The sequence below is a fragment of the Pontibacillus yanchengensis Y32 genome (assembly GCF_000770635.1).
Taxonomy (GTDB): domain Bacteria; phylum Bacillota; class Bacilli; order Bacillales; family BH030062; genus Pontibacillus; species Pontibacillus yanchengensis.
Genome location: NZ_AVBF01000038.1, coordinates 21,701 through 39,690, shown reverse-complemented (window position 1 = coordinate 39,690; position 17,990 = coordinate 21,701). Strand labels below are relative to the sequence as shown.

General features: G+C 40.8%; 15 protein-coding genes. 13 read left to right on the top strand and 2 right to left on the bottom strand.

Annotated features, from left to right (window positions below):
• Nucleotides 1-193 precede the first annotated feature (193 nt).
• Complete coding sequence (locus N782_RS13545) at nucleotides 194-538, bottom strand: hypothetical protein (protein ID WP_036821039.1); 345 nt, start codon at nucleotides 536-538, stop codon at nucleotides 194-196.
• A 150-nt stretch (nucleotides 539-688) separates the two neighbouring features.
• Between N782_RS13545 and N782_RS13540 the strand changes: the two genes are divergently transcribed.
• The 12 genes from N782_RS13540 to N782_RS13485 all read left to right on the top strand — a co-directional run bounded on the left by N782_RS13540 (nucleotide 689) and on the right by N782_RS13485 (nucleotide 14,796).
• Nucleotides 689-1,411 carry an ABC transporter ATP-binding protein gene (locus N782_RS13540; protein ID WP_036821036.1) on the top strand — a complete coding sequence of 241 codons (723 nt, stop codon included), beginning with the start codon at nucleotides 689-691 and terminating at the stop codon, nucleotides 1,409-1,411.
• Nucleotides 1,408-2,433, top strand: coding sequence for an ABC transporter permease (locus N782_RS13535; RefSeq protein ID WP_036821033.1), 1,026 nt, complete (start codon nucleotides 1,408-1,410; stop codon nucleotides 2,431-2,433). The genes N782_RS13540 and N782_RS13535 overlap by 4 nt, the downstream gene beginning before the upstream one ends.
• Before the next feature lie 31 nt (nucleotides 2,434-2,464).
• Nucleotides 2,465-3,124: a TetR/AcrR family transcriptional regulator gene (locus N782_RS13530; RefSeq protein ID WP_036821030.1), complete on the top strand. Its 660-nt coding sequence runs from the start codon at nucleotides 2,465-2,467 to the stop codon at nucleotides 3,122-3,124.
• Between the two features lie 633 nt (nucleotides 3,125-3,757).
• Nucleotides 3,758-4,426 (top strand): GNAT family N-acetyltransferase, encoded by a 669-nt coding sequence (locus tag N782_RS13525; RefSeq protein ID WP_084103093.1) that lies wholly within the window; start codon nucleotides 3,758-3,760, stop codon nucleotides 4,424-4,426.
• The gene (locus N782_RS13520; protein WP_036821027.1) at nucleotides 4,416-5,354 is read left to right on the top strand and encodes an alpha/beta hydrolase; all 939 of its coding nucleotides are present in this window, start codon (nucleotides 4,416-4,418) and stop codon (nucleotides 5,352-5,354) included. Before N782_RS13525 ends, N782_RS13520 begins: the two co-directional genes overlap by 11 nt.
• Nucleotides 5,355-5,423: 69 nt before the next feature.
• Nucleotides 5,424-6,773: an aspartate aminotransferase family protein gene (locus N782_RS13515; protein ID WP_084103092.1), complete on the top strand. Its 1,350-nt coding sequence runs from the start codon at nucleotides 5,424-5,426 to the stop codon at nucleotides 6,771-6,773.
• A 14-nt stretch (nucleotides 6,774-6,787) separates the two neighbouring features.
• Nucleotides 6,788-8,281 carry a pyridoxal phosphate-dependent decarboxylase family protein gene (locus N782_RS13510; RefSeq protein ID WP_036821024.1) on the top strand — a complete coding sequence of 498 codons (1,494 nt, stop codon included), beginning with the start codon at nucleotides 6,788-6,790 and terminating at the stop codon, nucleotides 8,279-8,281.
• 2 nt (nucleotides 8,282-8,283) lie between these two features.
• The gene (locus tag N782_RS13505; protein ID WP_036821021.1) at nucleotides 8,284-10,107 is read left to right on the top strand and encodes an IucA/IucC family protein; all 1,824 of its coding nucleotides are present in this window, start codon (nucleotides 8,284-8,286) and stop codon (nucleotides 10,105-10,107) included.
• Nucleotides 10,082-10,666: a GNAT family N-acetyltransferase gene (locus N782_RS13500; RefSeq protein WP_036821018.1), complete on the top strand. Its 585-nt coding sequence runs from the start codon at nucleotides 10,082-10,084 to the stop codon at nucleotides 10,664-10,666. The genes N782_RS13505 and N782_RS13500 overlap by 26 nt, the downstream gene beginning before the upstream one ends.
• Complete coding sequence (locus N782_RS13495) at nucleotides 10,650-11,963, top strand: lysine N(6)-hydroxylase/L-ornithine N(5)-oxygenase family protein (protein ID WP_036821015.1); 1,314 nt, start codon at nucleotides 10,650-10,652, stop codon at nucleotides 11,961-11,963. Before N782_RS13500 ends, N782_RS13495 begins: the two co-directional genes overlap by 17 nt.
• Nucleotides 11,964-11,977: 14 nt before the next feature.
• Nucleotides 11,978-13,798, top strand: a complete 1,821-nt coding sequence (locus N782_RS13490; protein WP_052111342.1) for an IucA/IucC family protein — start codon at nucleotides 11,978-11,980, stop codon at nucleotides 13,796-13,798.
• Nucleotides 13,799-14,337: 539 nt separating this feature from the next.
• Entirely contained in the window at nucleotides 14,338-14,796 is a 459-nt protein-coding gene (locus N782_RS13485; protein WP_036821012.1) for a GNAT family N-acetyltransferase, read from the top strand.
• Nucleotides 14,797-15,064: 268 nt separating this feature from the next.
• On the opposite strand, the gene N782_RS13480 is transcribed toward N782_RS13485, so the two are convergent.
• Nucleotides 15,065-15,910 carry an HAD family hydrolase gene (locus tag N782_RS13480; protein WP_052111341.1) on the bottom strand — a complete coding sequence of 282 codons (846 nt, stop codon included), beginning with the start codon at nucleotides 15,908-15,910 and terminating at the stop codon, nucleotides 15,065-15,067.
• A gap of 151 nt (nucleotides 15,911-16,061) precedes the next feature.
• Between N782_RS13480 and N782_RS13475 the strand changes: the two genes are divergently transcribed.
• A complete protein-coding gene (locus N782_RS13475) occupies nucleotides 16,062-17,927 on the top strand; it encodes a CAP domain-containing protein (RefSeq protein WP_036821006.1) in 1,866 nt (621 codons plus the stop codon).
• Nucleotides 17,928-17,990: the final 63 nt, after the last annotated feature.

Below are 17,990 nucleotides of genomic sequence, written 5' to 3'. Positions count from 1 at the left end.
ACCCTAACCCTCATAAAGTATCGGACCTCACCCTTAATATATCTCGAATACAAGTCTTCAACATAATGGTACTCATATAGAAGAACATAATACTATTTCAATTATATCAACACCAAACTTTAACACAGCCTTATATAAAAGCACCCCATCAAGCAGATTGAACGTCGCTAAGCAGTCGCTTCCGCTTTTGTCTTCACATCGCCGAGATGAGTACTACAAAAAAAGCAAGTTCTCCAACAAGCATGCTAATAAATACCCCAAGGGCTGAAAAAATGGGGTGGCGGCGGATTTCTTTTATGGCAAGGAAGAATCCAATGATGGGAACGATTACTCCAAGTATGAGATGTATGGCGCTTGTACTTAAGGTTGTCATACTGGAACTAACGTACATAACAAGCCAAATGATTTCTACACAACATGCAGCGGCTAATACTTTTGGGACCCTTTTGTTGTCAGGCTTTCGCCATCTATATCCGATAAAGAACGTAATAATAGGTATGATTAATAAACACAAGGCAAAAAGCATCGTTAAACGCATGGTAAACCCCTCTCTCTTATTTCCTTATATTCCCACATAAAGAATGAGCAAAACAATATAACGAAACGTGAGTGATTACTCACTTTACATTTGGATGGGATGTGTTACTATAAAAGTGAGTAATCACTCACTTAAGGTGGAGGTGTTAGAATGGAAAGCATGGTTCGAGTTGAAAATGTAGCGCATGCATTTGGTGAGGAAACAGTATTAAAGGATATCCATTTATCGATTCCTAAGGGTGAAATTTTTGGACTACTTGGTCCTTCGGGGGCCGGGAAAACAACCTTAGTTAAGGTAATGGTAGGTATTTTAGAAGTGGACCAAGGAGAAGCGTGGGTGAAGGGGGTACAGATGCCTTCCTTAGAACAAATGAAAGTGATTGGATACATGGCCCAGTCCGATGCATTGTATAGTGAACTTTCAGCACGAGAAAATCTCGATTTTTTCGGTGCTGTGTATGAGTTAAAGCCGAAGGAACGAAAGGAACGTATGAAAGCAGTTATGGACGTGGTGGGGCTGATAGATCATATGGATAAACCCGTTCATAAGTATTCTGGAGGTATGAAGCGAAGACTTAGCTTAGCTATTGCTCTTCTTCATGAGCCGGATGTTCTCATTCTTGATGAGCCAACTGTAGGTATTGACCCTATGCTAAGACAGTCCATATGGGATGAACTTAAATCTCTACAGAAAAAAGGAACAACCATAATCGTCACCACTCATGTCATGGATGAAGCAGAGAAATGTGACCGGCTTGCTATGATGCGAGATGGATATTTAATTGCAACCGGAACACCGCAACAACTTCGTGAACAAACAAATTCAGAAACGATTGAAGGCGCATTTCTAGTATATGGCGGTGAGCGAGAATGAATATTCAAGCACTCATTATTCGGATATTAAGACAATTTAAGCGGGATAAGCGTTCGTTAGCTCTTATGATTATGGCTCCATTATTGGTTCTTACGCTAATGTGGTTAGTGTTTGAGGGAGATCGATATGAACCTAGCATCGCCGTTGTTGATGTACCACAACCTTTTGTAGATGCATTAGAAGAGCAAGATGCATCTGTAGAAGAGATGTCAGAAGAAGAGGCAATGGAAGCTTTAGAGGATGTGGAATTAGATGCCATGTTGTCTATGGATCAACAGAAGTTGTCGATTACGCTTGAAGGTAGTGATCCTTCCACGAATCAAGCAGTCAAAATGACACTACAAAATGCGATGAAAACACTGTCACCTCCATCAAATCAAATGGATCTCTCCTTCTCCTATTTACATGGTTCTGAAGACTTGGGGTTATTTGATAATGTAGGACCAGTATTAATTGGGTTTTTTGTATTCTTCTTTGTGTTCATTATTGGTGGTGTATCGTTTCTACGAGAAAGAACGCAAGGGACACTGGAACGTTTATTGTCTACTCCTTTAAAGAGAAGTGAAATCGTTTCTGGTTATGTACTTGGATTTGGCATCTTCACGTTGCTCCAATCCTTGATTATAGCCGCCTATTCTATCTATGTATTAGGCATGTGGATGGAAGGTTCGTTTTGGTATGTTTTATTGATTACGTTTCTATTAGCAATGACCGCGTTAACGCTTGGTACATTACTATCAGCATACGCTAGTAATGAGTTTCAGATGATTCAATTCATTCCACTAGTCATTGTACCTCAGGTGTTCTTTTCAGGGTTATTTAGCCTCGAGACCATGGCTCCATGGTTGCGTGGGATTGGCCAAATAATGCCATTAACGTATGGAGCCGATGCATTAAGGGACATTATGATAAGAGGAAAAGGATTTGAACATTTTCAGACGGATGTCTATATATTAATTGGCTTTGCGATTTTGTTTTATGTACTGAATATAGTAGCGTTGAAGAAGCATCGCAAGCTATAATGAATGGTATGAACCATAAGGGGGACTAGCCATGAGTGAGGACGATATAATTCAGGAGATGCTCCTAAACGAGGATAACGACGATCAGCTTACCCCAAAGCAACGTAAAATTCTCCAAGCCGCTGTAGAGATGTTTGCCGAGAAGGGCTACGCATCTACCTCCACCAGTGAAATAGCAAAGCGTGCAGGTGTTGCAGAAGGTACGATTTTCAGACATTATAAAACAAAGAAAGATTTACTTTATTCCATAGCGGTACCTATGATTACAAAGTTTGCTGCTCCTTTCTTTGCCCAGCATTTCGTGAAACATGTATTTAACGATCAGTATAGCGGATACGATGAACTTCTTAGAAAATTGATTCATAATCGATTTGAATTTGCGAAGGAGAACATTCCTTTATTAAAAATTGTATTGCAAGAAATGGCCTTTCAGCATGAGATGCAAGAGAAATATAAAGAGATATTCTCTGAGAATGTGTTACCACGTTTTAGAGAAGTAGTCGATCATTTTAAAGAAAAAGGCCAGATTGAAGATTATCCAACCGAAACGGTAATTCGTTTAACGATAACGACGATCGTAGGGTTTTTAGTGACACGGTTTATTATCATGCCAGACTATCCTTGGGATGATGAACAGGAAATTGAGCGGACTATCTCGTTTATCCTGCATGGATTGGAGACACAATCATAATTAAATTGAAAAGCCAGCTGAGCATATCAGCTGGCTTTTTCTATGGTATACGCTAAAGCCACAGGTATGGTGTACAGTGCCTCGTATTTCTTTTCACCACACGATGAGGACCATCTTTTTCACAAGTAAAGAAAGTATAAATTTCTGGCGCATACATGTCTAGCTCCAGCGCCCAGCGACTAGTATGCTTCCCTCGCCTCCGTACGATAAGTTAACATCGAATCACTTCGTTCTTCGTGTTGCCTTTATCTCCTACGGGGGCAGGGGAAGTTCGATTAAGGGCGCTACGTCACGTAGCAACATCGAACCAACCCACGTCCTGTGGGCCGCAGCATATACGTCGCTACCCGGGCGCCTGCGCTTTTCTTATGTTCTTAACCTTCATGAATCCTTACACTTATTTTATTGGATAAAAATACCATTTAATTTTATGGATACTTGCCTGTTTTCATTATAAAAAAGGGATTGCGAAGGTTTGAGGGTGCAAGAGGGTTTGAAAATTAGATGATAGTTCTTAATAACCAACTGGCAGATACCTAATTGACATTGATTATCATTTACATTATTCTGAAGATATTGATTTGGTAATGATAATCATTATCAATTATTTGCGCGTAGGGAGGTATTTTGGAAATGACAGAAAACCAAAGACATCATGAATGTCGTATTTATGATTCAGATATACAGCAAACCATTTCGTTTCGTCCGGCAGAGTATGACAAGGATTTGGATACATTATTCGATTGGATGCATCAAAAGCATATCTATCCCTTTTGGAAATTAAATCTACCATATGAGGATTTCAAGCAGTTTGTGAAAGATTCTGTGCATGCTCAACGGAAGCGAGTATTTATAGGTTTTATGGATGGGAAGCCTGTTTGTTATTTGATTACGTATTCCGTACCCCATGATTCAATTCATTCATACTACTCGTATCAGGAAGGGGATATTGGTATGCATCTGCTGGTTGGACCTAGGGACTATTTAACGAAACACCATGGTTTTTCTCTAGTACGAGCCATGTCCTATTACATTTTTGAGAAATTTGGCGCTGAACGAATCGTAGGTGAACCTGATTATCGAAATCGAATAGTGATTCCTATTTTGAAAAGGATGGGGGCACGTGATTTCGGAATCCTTGAACTACCAACGAAACGAGCAAACCTTATGATTGGGAAACGGGAAGAAGTGTACACCATTCTTGAAAATAGTCCAATACAAGCAACATGGTCCTTGCCATCGTCTCCTGAACAAGAGTGGGAAAGGTTATGTGGAGAAAAGGTGAGCGTCAATGACACATGAATTAGATAGAGAAACACGGGCTTTACTTAATCGTATAGGGGAGCGAATGACTGCTTTAAAGCATCCACCCTTAGATCAACTTACAGCAGAAATGTCACGGTACTATTTTGAAGAAGCGAGAACGTTTTTTACGCCTATAGAAGTAGATGGAGTGGAAGTAACAGAGGAGTTTGTAGGCCATGTTCCGATCCGAATTTATAGGCCTGCGTTAGGTCAAAATCTACCTGTTCACATCTTTATGCATGGCGGTGGCTGGGTATTTGGGAGTTTAGATAGTGTAGATTCTTTTTGTAAGTACATGAGTAACAGGGTCCAATGTATCGTTATTTCAGTGGGGCATCGGTTAGCTCCTGAACATAAATTCCCAGCTGCTATAGAAGATGCTGTTGATGTAGTATATTGGGCTAAGGCCAACGCTATCCAACTAAATGGAGAGCCGGAAAGGGTTAGTATTGGGGGAGAATCCTCGGGTGCAAATATTGCAGCTGCAGTCGCTATTCAATTAAGGGATAGTCATGGACCTTCCTTGCAACACCAACTGTTAATCACACCGGTTACAGATTATGCTTTTGATACTCCCTCCTATAAGGAAGGGTATACGTTTAATCTTACAACGGAAAAGATGAAGTGGTTTTGGAATCACTATCTCCAACACCCTTCTCAAGGAAAACAGCCACTAGCCTCTCCGTTAAGAATAGAGGATGCGAGTAATTTGCCACAAACCCTACTCGTTACAGTCGAGTATGACCCGTTGCGAAGTGAAGGGCAATCTTATGGTGAAAAGCTACAGCATTTTGGGGTAGATGTAACTCAACTTTATTATGAAAAACTAGTCCATAGCTTTATTAATATGATAGGTGAAGTAAGTATAGCAAAAGACGCAGTGGATGAAATCCTTGCGACTATGAAGAGGCATATACATGAGTAAGTGGAGTCGTATAGCCTCTTTTATTGAGAATGAATATCAATATCAGTATAAAAGGTGGTACGAATAAAAATGAACAATACAACATATTTAGACACACAAAATCAACGAGAATCTAACGCACGTTCTTATCCGCGCAGAATTCCTATTGCCATTGATAAGGCAGAGGGGATCTATGTCACGGATGTCGAGGGGAATACGTATTACGATTGCCTAGCAGGCGCAGGAACATTGGCTTTAGGGCATAATCATCCCGTTGTAATTGAAGCAATCGAGGAGATCGTTCATAATAAACGACCTTTACATACATTAGACATCACTACACCGATGAAGGAAGAATTCGTGAGTGAGATTTTTGATAGTTTGCCAGAGGAGTTTGCGAAACGGGCTAAAATTCAATTTTGTGGTCCAACTGGCTCCGATGCTATCGAAGCAGCTCTTAAACTTGTCAAAACGGCTACTGGCCGAGGTGGTATGCTGTCGTTTCAAGGTGGATATCACGGAATGACAAATGGAGCATTAAGCATGATGGGCAACATCGGTCCTAAACAACAAGTACCAAATCTCATGCCTGATGTTCAATTTATGCCTTATCCATATTCATATCGTTGTCCGTTTGGATTAGGAGGAGATCTTGGTTCAAAGGTTAGCAGTACGTATATTGAACGAGCTATTACCAATCCAGAAGGAGGTATCGTTAAACCTGCCGGGATGGTAATGGAAATGGTTCAAGGAGAAGGTGGTGCTGTGCCGGCTCCAATTGAATGGGTGCAAGAAATGAGAAGGATTACAAAAGAACAGGATATCCCTCTCATATTAGATGAAGTGCAAACTGGTATAGGACGTACGGGTAAAATGTTTGCCTTTGAACATGCTGGCATTACACCAGATGTATTGGTCTTATCAAAAGCTATCGGAGGTACGTTACCACTATCAGTTGTCATTCACGATGAAAAGCTGGATAAGTGGGGTCCTGGTGCACACTCTGGCACTTTCCGAGGAAATCAAATGGCTATCGCTGCAGGGACTGCCACTATTAGATATGTAAAAGAAAACAACTTGGAAGAGCATGCTGAGAACATGGGTGCTCAGCTCATGAATCGCTTAAAACAAACCCAAGCTGAAACAAGCAGTATCGGAGATGTACGCGGTCGTGGACTTATGATTGGCGTCGAAGTAGTGAATATGCAACAGGAAGCGGATACTCTTGGAAGCTATCCAGAACACCCAGATCTTGCGAAACAAATTCAAAAAGAATGCTTTAATAGAGGCCTAATTTTAGAGCTTGGGGGACGCTTTGGCAGTGTGATTCGTTTCTTGCCACCTCTCATTATTACAGAAGAACAAGTAAACGAAATTAGTAACATTTTTCATGAAGCTGTTAGAGCTGCTGAACAATCGCTAACAGCTCAAATGGCTTAAGGCAGGGATGCGTTATGACTACACGTCCCTTTGAACAATGGTTCGCAGCTAATAACAATCAAAGTATAGAAGCCTATCAACAATATATGGAACAAACAATAAAGACGCTTGAACATTATTTTACCAGAGGAACGGCTAGTTTCTCTGGCACCACACCTTCTCAAGCTAAAGAACAATTCTATTCTCTCTTTTCTACACTTGTTCCATATGAAGGAGTCGACCGAGACGCATTGTTACAGAAAACAGGTGAATCGATACTACGTCATACATTTAATCCGAATCAACCGACTTGTATCGCTCACTTACATTGTCCACCTTTCATACCGGCTCTTGCAGCAGAGGTGTTTATCTCAGCTATGAATCAATCAATGGATTCGTGGGATCAAAGCGGAGCGGCTACGGTGGTAGAACAGGAAATGGTGAAGTGGTTATGCGACTTGTTTGGCTATCCGAATGGTGATGGAGTTTTTACATCAGGAGGTACTCAATCCAATTACATGGGGCTATTACTAGCGAGGGAACATGCGAGTAAACGATTGTGGAACTGGAATACGCAACAAAAAGGACTTCATCCTGAGAGTCATAAATTGCGTATCCTTTGTTCGGAAGAAGCCCATTTTACCGTTAAACAATCTGCAGCATTTCTTGGTTTGGGTGAGCAATCTGTTATCACTGTCCCTACAGATCAAGACTATAAGCTATCGATAGCATCTCTTAAACAGAAAGTAGAGGAGCTTACAGAGGAAGGGCTGATTCCCTTTGCTTTGTTTGCAACGGCTGGAACGACAGACTTTGGGAGCATCGATCCAATTCCGTCTATGGCGGACTTAGCACAGGACTATAATCTATGGTTTCACGTCGATGCTGCTTATGGTGGCGCCTTGCAGATGAGTGAGCAGCATAAACCAAAATTACAAGGCATCGACCAAGCAGACTCTATCACCGTAGATTTCCATAAACAATTCTATCAACCCATTAGCTGTGGCGCCTTTTTAGTCAAAAATCAAACCTCGTTCACGCATATGACATTACACGCGGATTACTTAAACCCGGAAGAAGATGAGGTAGAAGGTGTACCAAATCTAGTCGGAAAATCCGTTCAGACAACAAGACGATTTGATGCACTGAAACTATTTATGTCTCTTCAGGCAGTGGGTATGGAAGAATTCAGCCGTATGATTGATACGACACTCGAGGTGGCCAAGCAGGCAGCATCTCACATCGAAACAGATTCTCACTTTGAATTACTTCATAAACCTGAACTCAATGCAGTAGTGTTTCGGTTTGTTCAACCCAATTCGCCACGACAAGAAGATGCCATCAATACGTGGGTTCGAGATGAATTACTACGAACTGGAACAGCGGTAGTAGCACGGACAAAAGTGGACAAACAATCATGCTTGAAGCTAACCATACTGAACCCTACTACAACGGTTGAGGATATTGATTATGTAATCCAGGAGATAAAGAGAATTGGATTATCGTACACAGAGAGACAGGAGGCATAGTAATGAACGCAAAACAGTTGGCTGAACATGCCACATTTCAAAGTTTCTTGAATTGTTTTCTAAGAGAAACCGGACGAGGCGATGTGAAAATGGCAAGTGACTCTCCCTCATTTTGCGAGGAAAAAGACAGTGAAAAATGGATGCATTGTTATCTGGATAAGCAACGCATCCATTTATATGTTGCTTTAGATTACTGGTCGGAAACGGGCAGGCATTTGTTCGGAAATGTAGCAGTTTATTTTACGATAGACCATCCCGAACCGATCGAGCTTGATTATGTTTCGCTCGTACACGTAACGACGAAAGAGTTATCTCTTTTATATCCTAATGCATCCTACCGAATGGATGAGTTGTTATTACGCGTTATCCAAAGTGAGCAAGCGATGGAGCAATTTATAGAGGCGCGTTGGGAGGATCAGGAACAGCTGCAGCATCAGGATTTTACATTTATAGAAGCGGAGCAATCGCTTATTTTTGGTCACCTTCTACACCCGACACCCAAGAGTAGGCAGGGCTTTTCTGAAAATGAAATGAAGGTGTACTCACCAGAGTTAAAAGGGAGCTTTCCGCTTCATTACTTTCGAGCTCCTAAAGAGTATGTATATCAAGGATCGGCTCTTGAACAATCTACTGTAGCTATCATGAAGCAACTCGTTCAAAACGATCCAGATATTAGTGAGGACATCAAACGAAAGTATGCGCAAGATGACGATTATGCGTTGATTGCCCTCCATCCTTGGCAAGCCCATTTTATAAAAGGTAACTCGCAGATTGCAGCGCTTATCAAAAGTGGGACCATTGAAGATTTAGGTACAATGGGCAGAACATTTTATCCAACTACATCAATCAGAACGGTGTACCATCCTGAGGTTCCTTATATGTTCAAGTTCTCTTTAAATATTAAGGTGACAAATTCTGTTCGCGCGAATTTGTGGAAAGAGCTTGAACGCGGTGTAGAGGTAAAGAAGATTATGGATAGTGAAATCGGAGACGAACTCCGTGAACGGTACCCTGACTTCTCCATCATCACTGATCCTGCTTTCATTACTATACAACTAGAAGGCATGAAGGAAACGGGATTTGAAGTCATCCTTCGCGACAACCCATTTATGAAGGAAGAGGCCAATCATGTAACCCCTGTTGTAGCACTTTGTCAGGACACAATTGGAGGGAAAGGATCTAGGCTCGCCTCCATCATACAAGGAATCGCGTCCAGGGAAGAGGCAAGTACAGAAGAAGTAAGTGAAAGATGGTTCCGTCGTTATTTAGATCGAACATTAACACCTATCATGTGGCTGTATATCCAAAAGGGCATTGCTCCGGAAGCCCATCAACAAAATAGTGTCATTCGGTTAAAGGGTGGCTACCCAGAAGCCTTTTATTACCGAGATAATCAAGGATACTATTTTGTGAAGTCTCAGCAACAGAATCTGGAACGACTCATTCCGTCCTTTAATGAAAAGAGCGACACCGTATGTGCGGATGATGTGGGCGATGAGCGTCTACGCTACTATTTCTTTATCAACCATTTGTTTGGACTCATTAACGCCTTTGGCACAAGTAGGTTAATAGATGAAGCAAAACTACTATCTATTGTGAGGGAGTATCTTGCTTCGATTAGAGTTCCAGAGAATCACCCGTCTCAGTTAATAGACAGCTTATTGCACAAGCCGTCGTTACCATCTAAAGCGAATCTTCTGACAAGATTCCATGACATGGATGAATTAGTCGGAGCGATGGAAACGCAATCGGTTTATGTTGCTATCCGTAATCCTTTGTATGAGAAGGGAGGAGTCCTAAGTGAATCAGCGTCCACAAGTTTTTGATCCAACGTTAAATAGATTCATTTCCTTTCGTCCCGTAGAGTTTGAAAGAGATGTAGAACGTCTCCATAGCTGGCACAACGAAGAACACGTCATTCCGTATTGGCAACAAAACATGAGTCTTCCCGAATATAAAGCACACCTAGCTACATTACTGGCGGATACGCATCAAACGTTATGGATTGGTGAGATTGATGATGTGCCGATGAGTTATTGGGAAACGTACTGGGCTGAAGAGGATAGTCTTGGTAACTATTATGAATCACACCCATCAGATCAGGGTGTTCACCTTCTAATAGGCAAGCCTGAATACCTTGGAAAGGGATATGCCCTGCCAATGCTTAGAACGATCGTGGAGTATCTTTTATTAACCCCACAGACGAACCGGGTCGTTACAGAACCAGATGCTCGTAACGAAAAGATGATTCATATCTTTTCGAAATGTGGGTTTGAATCTGTTGAGCGACTGTCATTACCTGATAAAGAGGCACAATTAATGATATGTAAGCGTGAGGAATTTCAGAGACGATGGGAGGGCTCACTCCATGACACAAACGTATGATGTAGTCGGTATTGGGCTTGGTCCTTTCAATCTAGGGATGGCCGCTCTACTCGAGGACGTAGATGAAGTGGATGCCTTATTTCTGGAGAGAAAACCTTCCTTTCAATGGCATCCAGGATTGTTGCTTGAGGGGACGACGTTACAGGTTCCATTCCTAGCAGACTTAGTAACAATGGCAAATCCGAAAAGCCGGTTTAGTTTCTTGGAGTATTTACATGACATTGGAAGGTTGTATCAATTCTATTTTTTAGAATCCTTCCATATACCAAGAAGGGAATACAACGACTATTGCCAATGGGTTGCCCGTCAACTAAAATCCTGTTCATTTAATCGTACAGTTACAGATGTGTATTGGGATGAAGTCAGCAACCAATATGTAATTAAGGCATTTTATGATGATACGATAACCTATTATTATGCTCGACATGTTGTATTTGGAATGGGAACACAGCCGACCATGCCTGAATGGACAGCTACCTCTACAAACGAAGTACTTCATTCAGCAGAATATGCTTACAAAAAAAACGACATGCTGAATGCTTCTTCCATTACCATTGTTGGCTCCGGCCAAAGTGCTGCGGAAGTTTTTCTAGATTTATTGCAGGAGCAATCGAACTATCCTTATAGACTGAATTGGTACACAAGATCAAAAGGTTTCTTCCCAATGGAATATTCGAAGCTTGGTTTAGAACACTTTTCACCCGACTATACAAGCTACTTTTATCAATTACCTCAGTCCACGAAGGATGACTTATTGGCCCAGCAAGACCTTCTATATAAAGGGATTAGTGCAGATACGATAGCTGATATCTATCAAGTGTTGTACGAACGCTCGATTGGCAATGCTGAACTGGATGTGCAGATGTTATCTAAGACCTCTGTAAAAGATATTCATCTACAAAACGGACATCTTACACTTGAATGCTATCAATGGGAGCAAGAACGCACCTTTACGGCGGATTCCGATTATGTTGTAGCTGCTACAGGCTATGAAAATCCGTATCTAGGCGCATTTAAAGGTGTGGAGAAGGATCTACAATTTGATCCGTTTGGAAGGCCTGTAGTCAATGAGTATTATGATATTGCGTTAACATCTGAACGCTCAGGTAAGCTATATATACAAAATGGTGAAATGCATACCCATGGGGTAGGCGCGCCTGATCTAGGGTTGGGAGCTTACCGGAATGCGACGATTATTAATCAGATAGCTGGAAAAGTAGTGTACACCATTCGTTCTAAAAATATATTTCAGGATTTTGGTGTAGATGCTACGCCAAAGCCGTCTGTTCAAGTGTGAAGGGAGAGGTAGTAATGAATAATGATATTCTATCAACACACGTCGATCAAATCATGACAGCAGAACGCTGGAACAAAGCGAATCGTAATCTGTTAGCCAAGATGATTTCTGAATTTACGTATGAAGATATGATCCATCCGATAGAACCTACAACAAGGGAGGGGTATTGGAAGCTTATTCTTAATGAAATCACGTTGTATCGATTTTCTGGTATTAGCCGACTGATGGATAGTCTGTATGTGGATCCAAACTCAGTAGAACGATGGAATGGTGAGAAATGGGAGCAAGCAGAGGACGCTATTCAGTTCTTACGTGATATCCAACAACCTATAGGGCTACAACCATCTACTACGGCTTACTTAATAAAAGAATACAAACACACCTTATTAGCGGATGTTCATATTCTTGAGAAAAAAGAATATAAAACAGCTAGTGACTTAATAGGAATGAGCTATTCTGAGATGGAGGCTGAGATGGAAGGACATCCTTGGATCACCTACAATAAAGGTCGAATTGGATTTTCCTATCGGGATTATATGGAATATGCCCCTGAGCAAAAGCAAATGGCGCAGTTGTACTGGATTGCCGTTCATAAAGATATAGCAACATTCCACGCTGTACCGGGGATTGACCATCATGAATTTGTTAAACAGGAACTAAGACCAGATTCTTATAAAGTATTTGAGAAAGTATTAGTGGAACGTGGATTAACCATATCCGATTACTTCTTCATTCCTGTACATAGCTGGCAATGGGAGGAAGTGCTCATCCCCTTCTATGCAGAAGAACTAGCCTTTAAGAACATTGTCTACTTAGGTATTGGAGATGATGCTTATCTTCCTCAGCAATCGATTCGTACATTCGTCAATCAAGATTATCAAGACAAGCATCACGTGAAAGTACCTATGAGTATTCTAAATACACTAGTTTACCGAGGGTTGCCTGGTGAGAGGACGGTGTTAGCACCTGAAATAACGCAGTTCATTCAAGGTATTCGCGACCAGGACTCGTTCTTACGGGACCAATGCCGGGTTGTATTACCCGGAGAAGTAGCTAGCATTAATGTCGACCATCCTGACTATGCGAATCTAGCAGGTGCGCCTTATCAATTCTTGGAGATGCTTGGTGTCATATGGAGGGAAAGTATTTTCCCTTACCTTGATGAAGGGGAGGAGGCTATTACATTAGCAGCTTTACTATATGAAGATCAACATGGGAAACCATATGTTCAGGAGCTCATAGAGCGTTCTGGGTTAACGACTGAACAATGGATTCAACAGCTGTTTCAAGTTATACTGCCCCCATTGCTTCATTTCCTTTATGAATATGGCACCGTATTCTCGCCACATGGACAGAATACCGTAATCATCATGAAGGATCACAAACCACATCGTCTCGGTGTAAAAGATTTCGTTGATGATGTGAATGTAAGTGATCAACCGATTGATGCGTTAGACGAACTATCAGGCGAAATGAAGAAAGTATTAAGAAGTGAGCCACCAGAAGGGCTTTGTCAATTCATCTTTACTGGATTATTCGTATGCCACCATCGTTATTTGGCAGATATACTTGATCGAAAGTCAGACTTGAGTGAACATCGTTTCTGGGAAATGGTACGAGAGACCATTCTTGCGTATCAGCATCAATTCCCTCATCTTCAAGATCGCTTTGAGCTATTCGACTTACTAAGACCAACCTTTACAAAGCTATGTTTAAACCGTAACCGGATGTTGGATTATGGATATGAAGACGGCGATGATCGCCCCCATGCTTCAGAATATGGAAAAGTAACCAACCCACTTCATGTGGTAGCTACGAAAAATGTAACGCTATAAATCACAAGGCTGCCGAGTCATACTCGGCAGCCTTTATTAATATGTTAAACAATGTAGTTCTTATTAGTTACTCTTCCGGAGTGCCTTGTGCTTTTATTACATTCAATGCTTTTGTAAAACGCCACGTGGGTGCCAGACCCCCGCCACGTTACAGCGTTAAAGCAATACATTGGGCATCTTCTAACGGACATCTATTCTCTTATTTACTGTAATAACCCTCTTTTGGAGGAGCTAACGGACATATGATACCTTATTTATGAAAAAACACACTATATTATGGTGATTTTGGCTAAATAGCGTACTGAATGTCCGTTACGAATGCAAAATAGCCTTCAAATCGAAGAATAAGAGACTATATGTCCGCATAGCATCATTTTGTGTCATAATTCATTCCTCATAAATCTATTTCATTATTGTATCAGAAACAAACTTTAACACAGCCAATTTTTAAGGTAGAGATTTCGAGCTTTAAACAGGAAAAACGAATAGGTATTCAGAATATATTAATGTAGAAGCCTGATGAAAAGGGAGAAAAATCTATGACTAGTATTAAGTTAGTACCTGTAACGAAAAGCAATTGGCTTAAGTGTGTGAAATTAAATGTAAAGGAAGACCAGAAACCTTTTATCGCTTCCAATTTATTTTCCATTGCTGAGTATCAGTTTTTTGACCATATGAGAATGCGTGCCATTTATTATGGAAAAGAGATGATTGGCTTCGCTATGTATGGCTTAGATGAGGATGAGGGTGGATTATGGATTTATCGATTTATGATTGATGAAAACTATCAGGACCGTGGGCTTGGTAGAGAATCCTTTCAATGCGTGATGGATGATGTGAAGGATTGGGCAAGAAGGTTAAACAAGCAACATGTCACCATTAGTTATGCACCGGAAAATGACAGAGGCAAAGCTTTCTATCAACAACTAGGTTTTGAGACTACTGGGGATGTAATCGAAGGGGAAGAAGTGGCACGTTATCCGTTGTTTCGAAATTAGACATCAAGCAGTGCGATAGGAACAAAAGCGCAAGCGCCCTGCTAGCGACGTATATGCTGGACTGAGCCGTAGGAGATAAAGGCAACACGAAGAACGTAGTGATTCGATGTTAACTTATCGTACGGAGGCGAGGGAAGCATACTAGTCGCTGGGCGCTGGAGCTGGACGTGGCCACTTCACTTTTTTAGTTATACACAAGCATTGAATTTTATAATTTCCTATATAGCTAGAAAGCACTGCTCTTGTCTTCATTTGTACATAATAGTTATTACCGTTCTTTCATGATTTCAGTAAGGGAACCAACAGGCCATAAATGTTCATGGGTTAATGGAGGTTGGTCTGGAGTGAGCCAAATACTCTTCATCCCTTGTTGTAGAGCTGGTGCAATTTCGTTCATAAAGTTATCTCCAATGGATAGTGCCTGCTCTGCTTGTACGTTATAAGCCTGTAATAACTCCTCAAAATGTTGCCTTGTTTGTATGGGTTTTTTAGCAGAAGTAATGAAGCTATCAAACAAATTCTCAAGTCCCAGGTGCTTGAGAAGACGATGGGTATCGGTTTCATCACTATTTGTCATAAGTACCAACGTTTTTTCTTCTTTTAATTGTTGCAAAAAAGAGACAAGCCCTGGCGTTTGAGTTAACCAGCCTGCTTCAGCTGCCATATCTACTTTTGTTTCATCGTATGCACGGTGACAATCGACTATATCAATGCCGTAATGAAGTGCTAACACATAAGGGGGCCACCAGCCGTCTCCTATGGCAATCCAACGTTTGAAATCAAAACTTGATACAGGGAACGTCTTCGTCGTGTTTCCGTACTCATTATGGAGTGATCCTTCCCACGTTTCTGGGGTGGATAGTTGCTCAGTAAATGGGTCCCAAGTCCAAAAAACATCCTCTTTCGCATCATATACTTTTCCGATTGCAAGTGGGTGATTTCCTGATTTCACACGAGCATAGTCCTCTGAAAACTGTATTTGTGAATCCTCCGGAAGTTTCTTTTTTAATTTATCTGCAAATAGATCGAAATGATTTGTATCTTCGTATAATGTACCATCTAAGTCGAATATCAGTAAGGTTGCATCTTCTATGAAGCTAGGTTCTAATGACACATCCATCTACTCCCTTTTGTTAAGAATTGTGTTTATTATCCGAAAAAATGCTTATAGATTCAAGTAATAGGGAAATAGAGTATTGACTTCTTAAATGGTTCATTTTACGTTTGAATAGCAACCATGAAATATCTAGGAGAGAGGTGGCAAGATGAAAAACCTGCTAAAGTGTTTTACAATTGCCTTGGTAATAAGCGCAGTATTGCCGTTGAGCCAAGTAGTAGAAGCAGAAGAGACAAGCAAATCGCCCGATCAGAATATGGTAGAAGCAACGATAAATTACGGTAAAGAAGGAAATCCATCTGGGAAGGTGGCGAAAGAATCTCCTTTTATAAGCTATTTTGTTAAATTATCTTCCTATAATGTGAACTACAACATATCTATGTTCCTAAATGGCAAAGAGGTTGATGCAGATTATAGTGAGGATACAGGACTCTTAACCTATCAAGCTTCTGAATTATCAGGTACGAATACGGTGAAAGTTATTGTGAAAGCAAATGGACTTAAACAATTAGAACAATCATGGGATTTTACAGTAGACGATAATAAGAAGAAACCCCTTGAAGGAAAAGATACAGATTTGCTAGAAGAAGTGGAATCTGAGGCGCTAAATCGCATTAATGAGTATCGTGAGAATCTAGCACTTCCAACCTTAACTAGCAATGCCACACTACAAGAGACAGCCCAGGCCCATTCCAATTACATGTTGAAATACGAAAATACTGGACATAAAGAGAATAGTGAAAATGAAGATTTGTTTACGGGAGTTTCCCCGCAGCAAAGAACATCTTATTTTGGTTATGAGAATTGGTATGTAGGCGAAGGGATTACATACGAGGAGCCTGGCGGAAAAACAGCTGTAGATCATCTATTTGACGCTCCTTATCATCGCTTGAGCTTAATGAATCCATTCTTCGAAGAAGCGGGAACAGGCTACAATGAAGATGGTGATTTTGTTGTGAATTTCGGAGGAAAAATGAAAGAGGATGATCGGGTCGTTTTATACCCATATCACCAACAGCAAAACTCTAAGGTTTCTTGGTTTGCCTATGAATCTCCTAATCCACTACGAAACTATGATAAAAACAAAATTTGGACAGGCTACCCTATCTCCTACGCGTATTATGGACCAATGAATGATAAATTAGTTGTAGAAAATGCTACGTTAACAAACAGTTCAGGAGAAGAGATTTCCACGTATTCCATTACTCCTGAAGAAGAGGACCATGGAAAGCATCACGTCTTCTTAATTCCGAAGAAGGTGTTGATCCCGGGTGAACAGTACACCGTTAATGTGAACGCTTATATTGAACCTCAATCGGGTGAAAACAAGGATGTCTCTAGAACTTGGACGTTTACAACAGCAACTACTGTTGATATCCAGCGAGTGTATTTAGAAAATCACAATGAAACGAATTTCCTTACAGTAGAGTGGGCTTCAGGTACTGACCCTAATGCGGAGATTACTCTGAAAAAGGATGGTAATCGTTATCTTCGTAAAGAAGGTCGCGAACAAACGACGTATCGCCAATTGACTCCTGGAACCTATACGATGAACATTCAAAGTCCACATTTTGAAGAAACGAAGATGTACACCGTTACGATTGAAGAGAACAGCGACCTTCGCTATGATTATGATAGTTCGTTACAAGTTACTGAATTAGAAGAAGGGGAAGTAACCAAAAACGGTGATGGCAGCCCTGCCCCTGAATATGCGAATTACAGTCAATGGGATTCACCAGATACATCATTCAATTCAAATAAGGACTGGACCGTACAGTTTAATACAGCAATGGAATCATCAAACCTTACAGATAGCTTTGTATATGTAATTGATGATGACGGTAATAAAGTTAGTGTTTCACTAGATTATGATAGTACGAATGAAGAAATATCAATAATGGCTCCTAAAACAGGTTACGATAGTGGAGAATATCAATTAGTGATTGAACCATTAAAGAGTAATCAAGGAGTGGAAATGACAAAAGGAATCACCATGCCATTTACGATTAAGTAATTTACATCAAGCCTGTTATTTCAAACGAAGTAACAGGCTTTCTATTTAGAATGAGAGTAAATG

Excerpts from the sequence above, each read along its gene's own strand:
- N782_RS13510 (WP_036821024.1), top strand. The coding sequence starts at position 6,788 with ATGACTACACGTCCCTTTGAACAATGGTTCGCAGCTAATAACAATCAA.
- N782_RS13530 (WP_036821030.1), top strand. The coding sequence starts at position 2,465 with ATGAGTGAGGACGATATAATTCAGGAGATGCTCCTAAACGAGGATAAC.
- N782_RS13520 (WP_036821027.1), top strand. The coding sequence starts at position 4,416 with ATGACACATGAATTAGATAGAGAAACACGGGCTTTACTTAATCGTATA.
- N782_RS13525 (WP_084103093.1), top strand. The coding sequence starts at position 3,758 with ATGACAGAAAACCAAAGACATCATGAATGTCGTATTTATGATTCAGAT.
- N782_RS13495 (WP_036821015.1), top strand. The coding sequence starts at position 10,650 with ATGACACAAACGTATGATGTAGTCGGTATTGGGCTTGGTCCTTTCAAT.
- N782_RS13475 (WP_036821006.1), top strand. The coding sequence starts at position 16,062 with ATGAAAAACCTGCTAAAGTGTTTTACAATTGCCTTGGTAATAAGCGCA.
- N782_RS13490 (WP_052111342.1), top strand. The coding sequence starts at position 11,978 with ATGAATAATGATATTCTATCAACACACGTCGATCAAATCATGACAGCA.
- N782_RS13485 (WP_036821012.1), top strand. The coding sequence starts at position 14,338 with ATGACTAGTATTAAGTTAGTACCTGTAACGAAAAGCAATTGGCTTAAG.
- N782_RS13505 (WP_036821021.1), top strand. The coding sequence starts at position 8,284 with ATGAACGCAAAACAGTTGGCTGAACATGCCACATTTCAAAGTTTCTTG.
- N782_RS13535 (WP_036821033.1), top strand. The coding sequence starts at position 1,408 with ATGAATATTCAAGCACTCATTATTCGGATATTAAGACAATTTAAGCGG.
- N782_RS13540 (WP_036821036.1), top strand. The coding sequence starts at position 689 with ATGGAAAGCATGGTTCGAGTTGAAAATGTAGCGCATGCATTTGGTGAG.
- N782_RS13515 (WP_084103092.1), top strand. The coding sequence starts at position 5,424 with ATGAACAATACAACATATTTAGACACACAAAATCAACGAGAATCTAAC.
- N782_RS13545 (WP_036821039.1), bottom strand. The coding sequence starts at position 538 with ATGCGTTTAACGATGCTTTTTGCCTTGTGTTTATTAATCATACCTATT.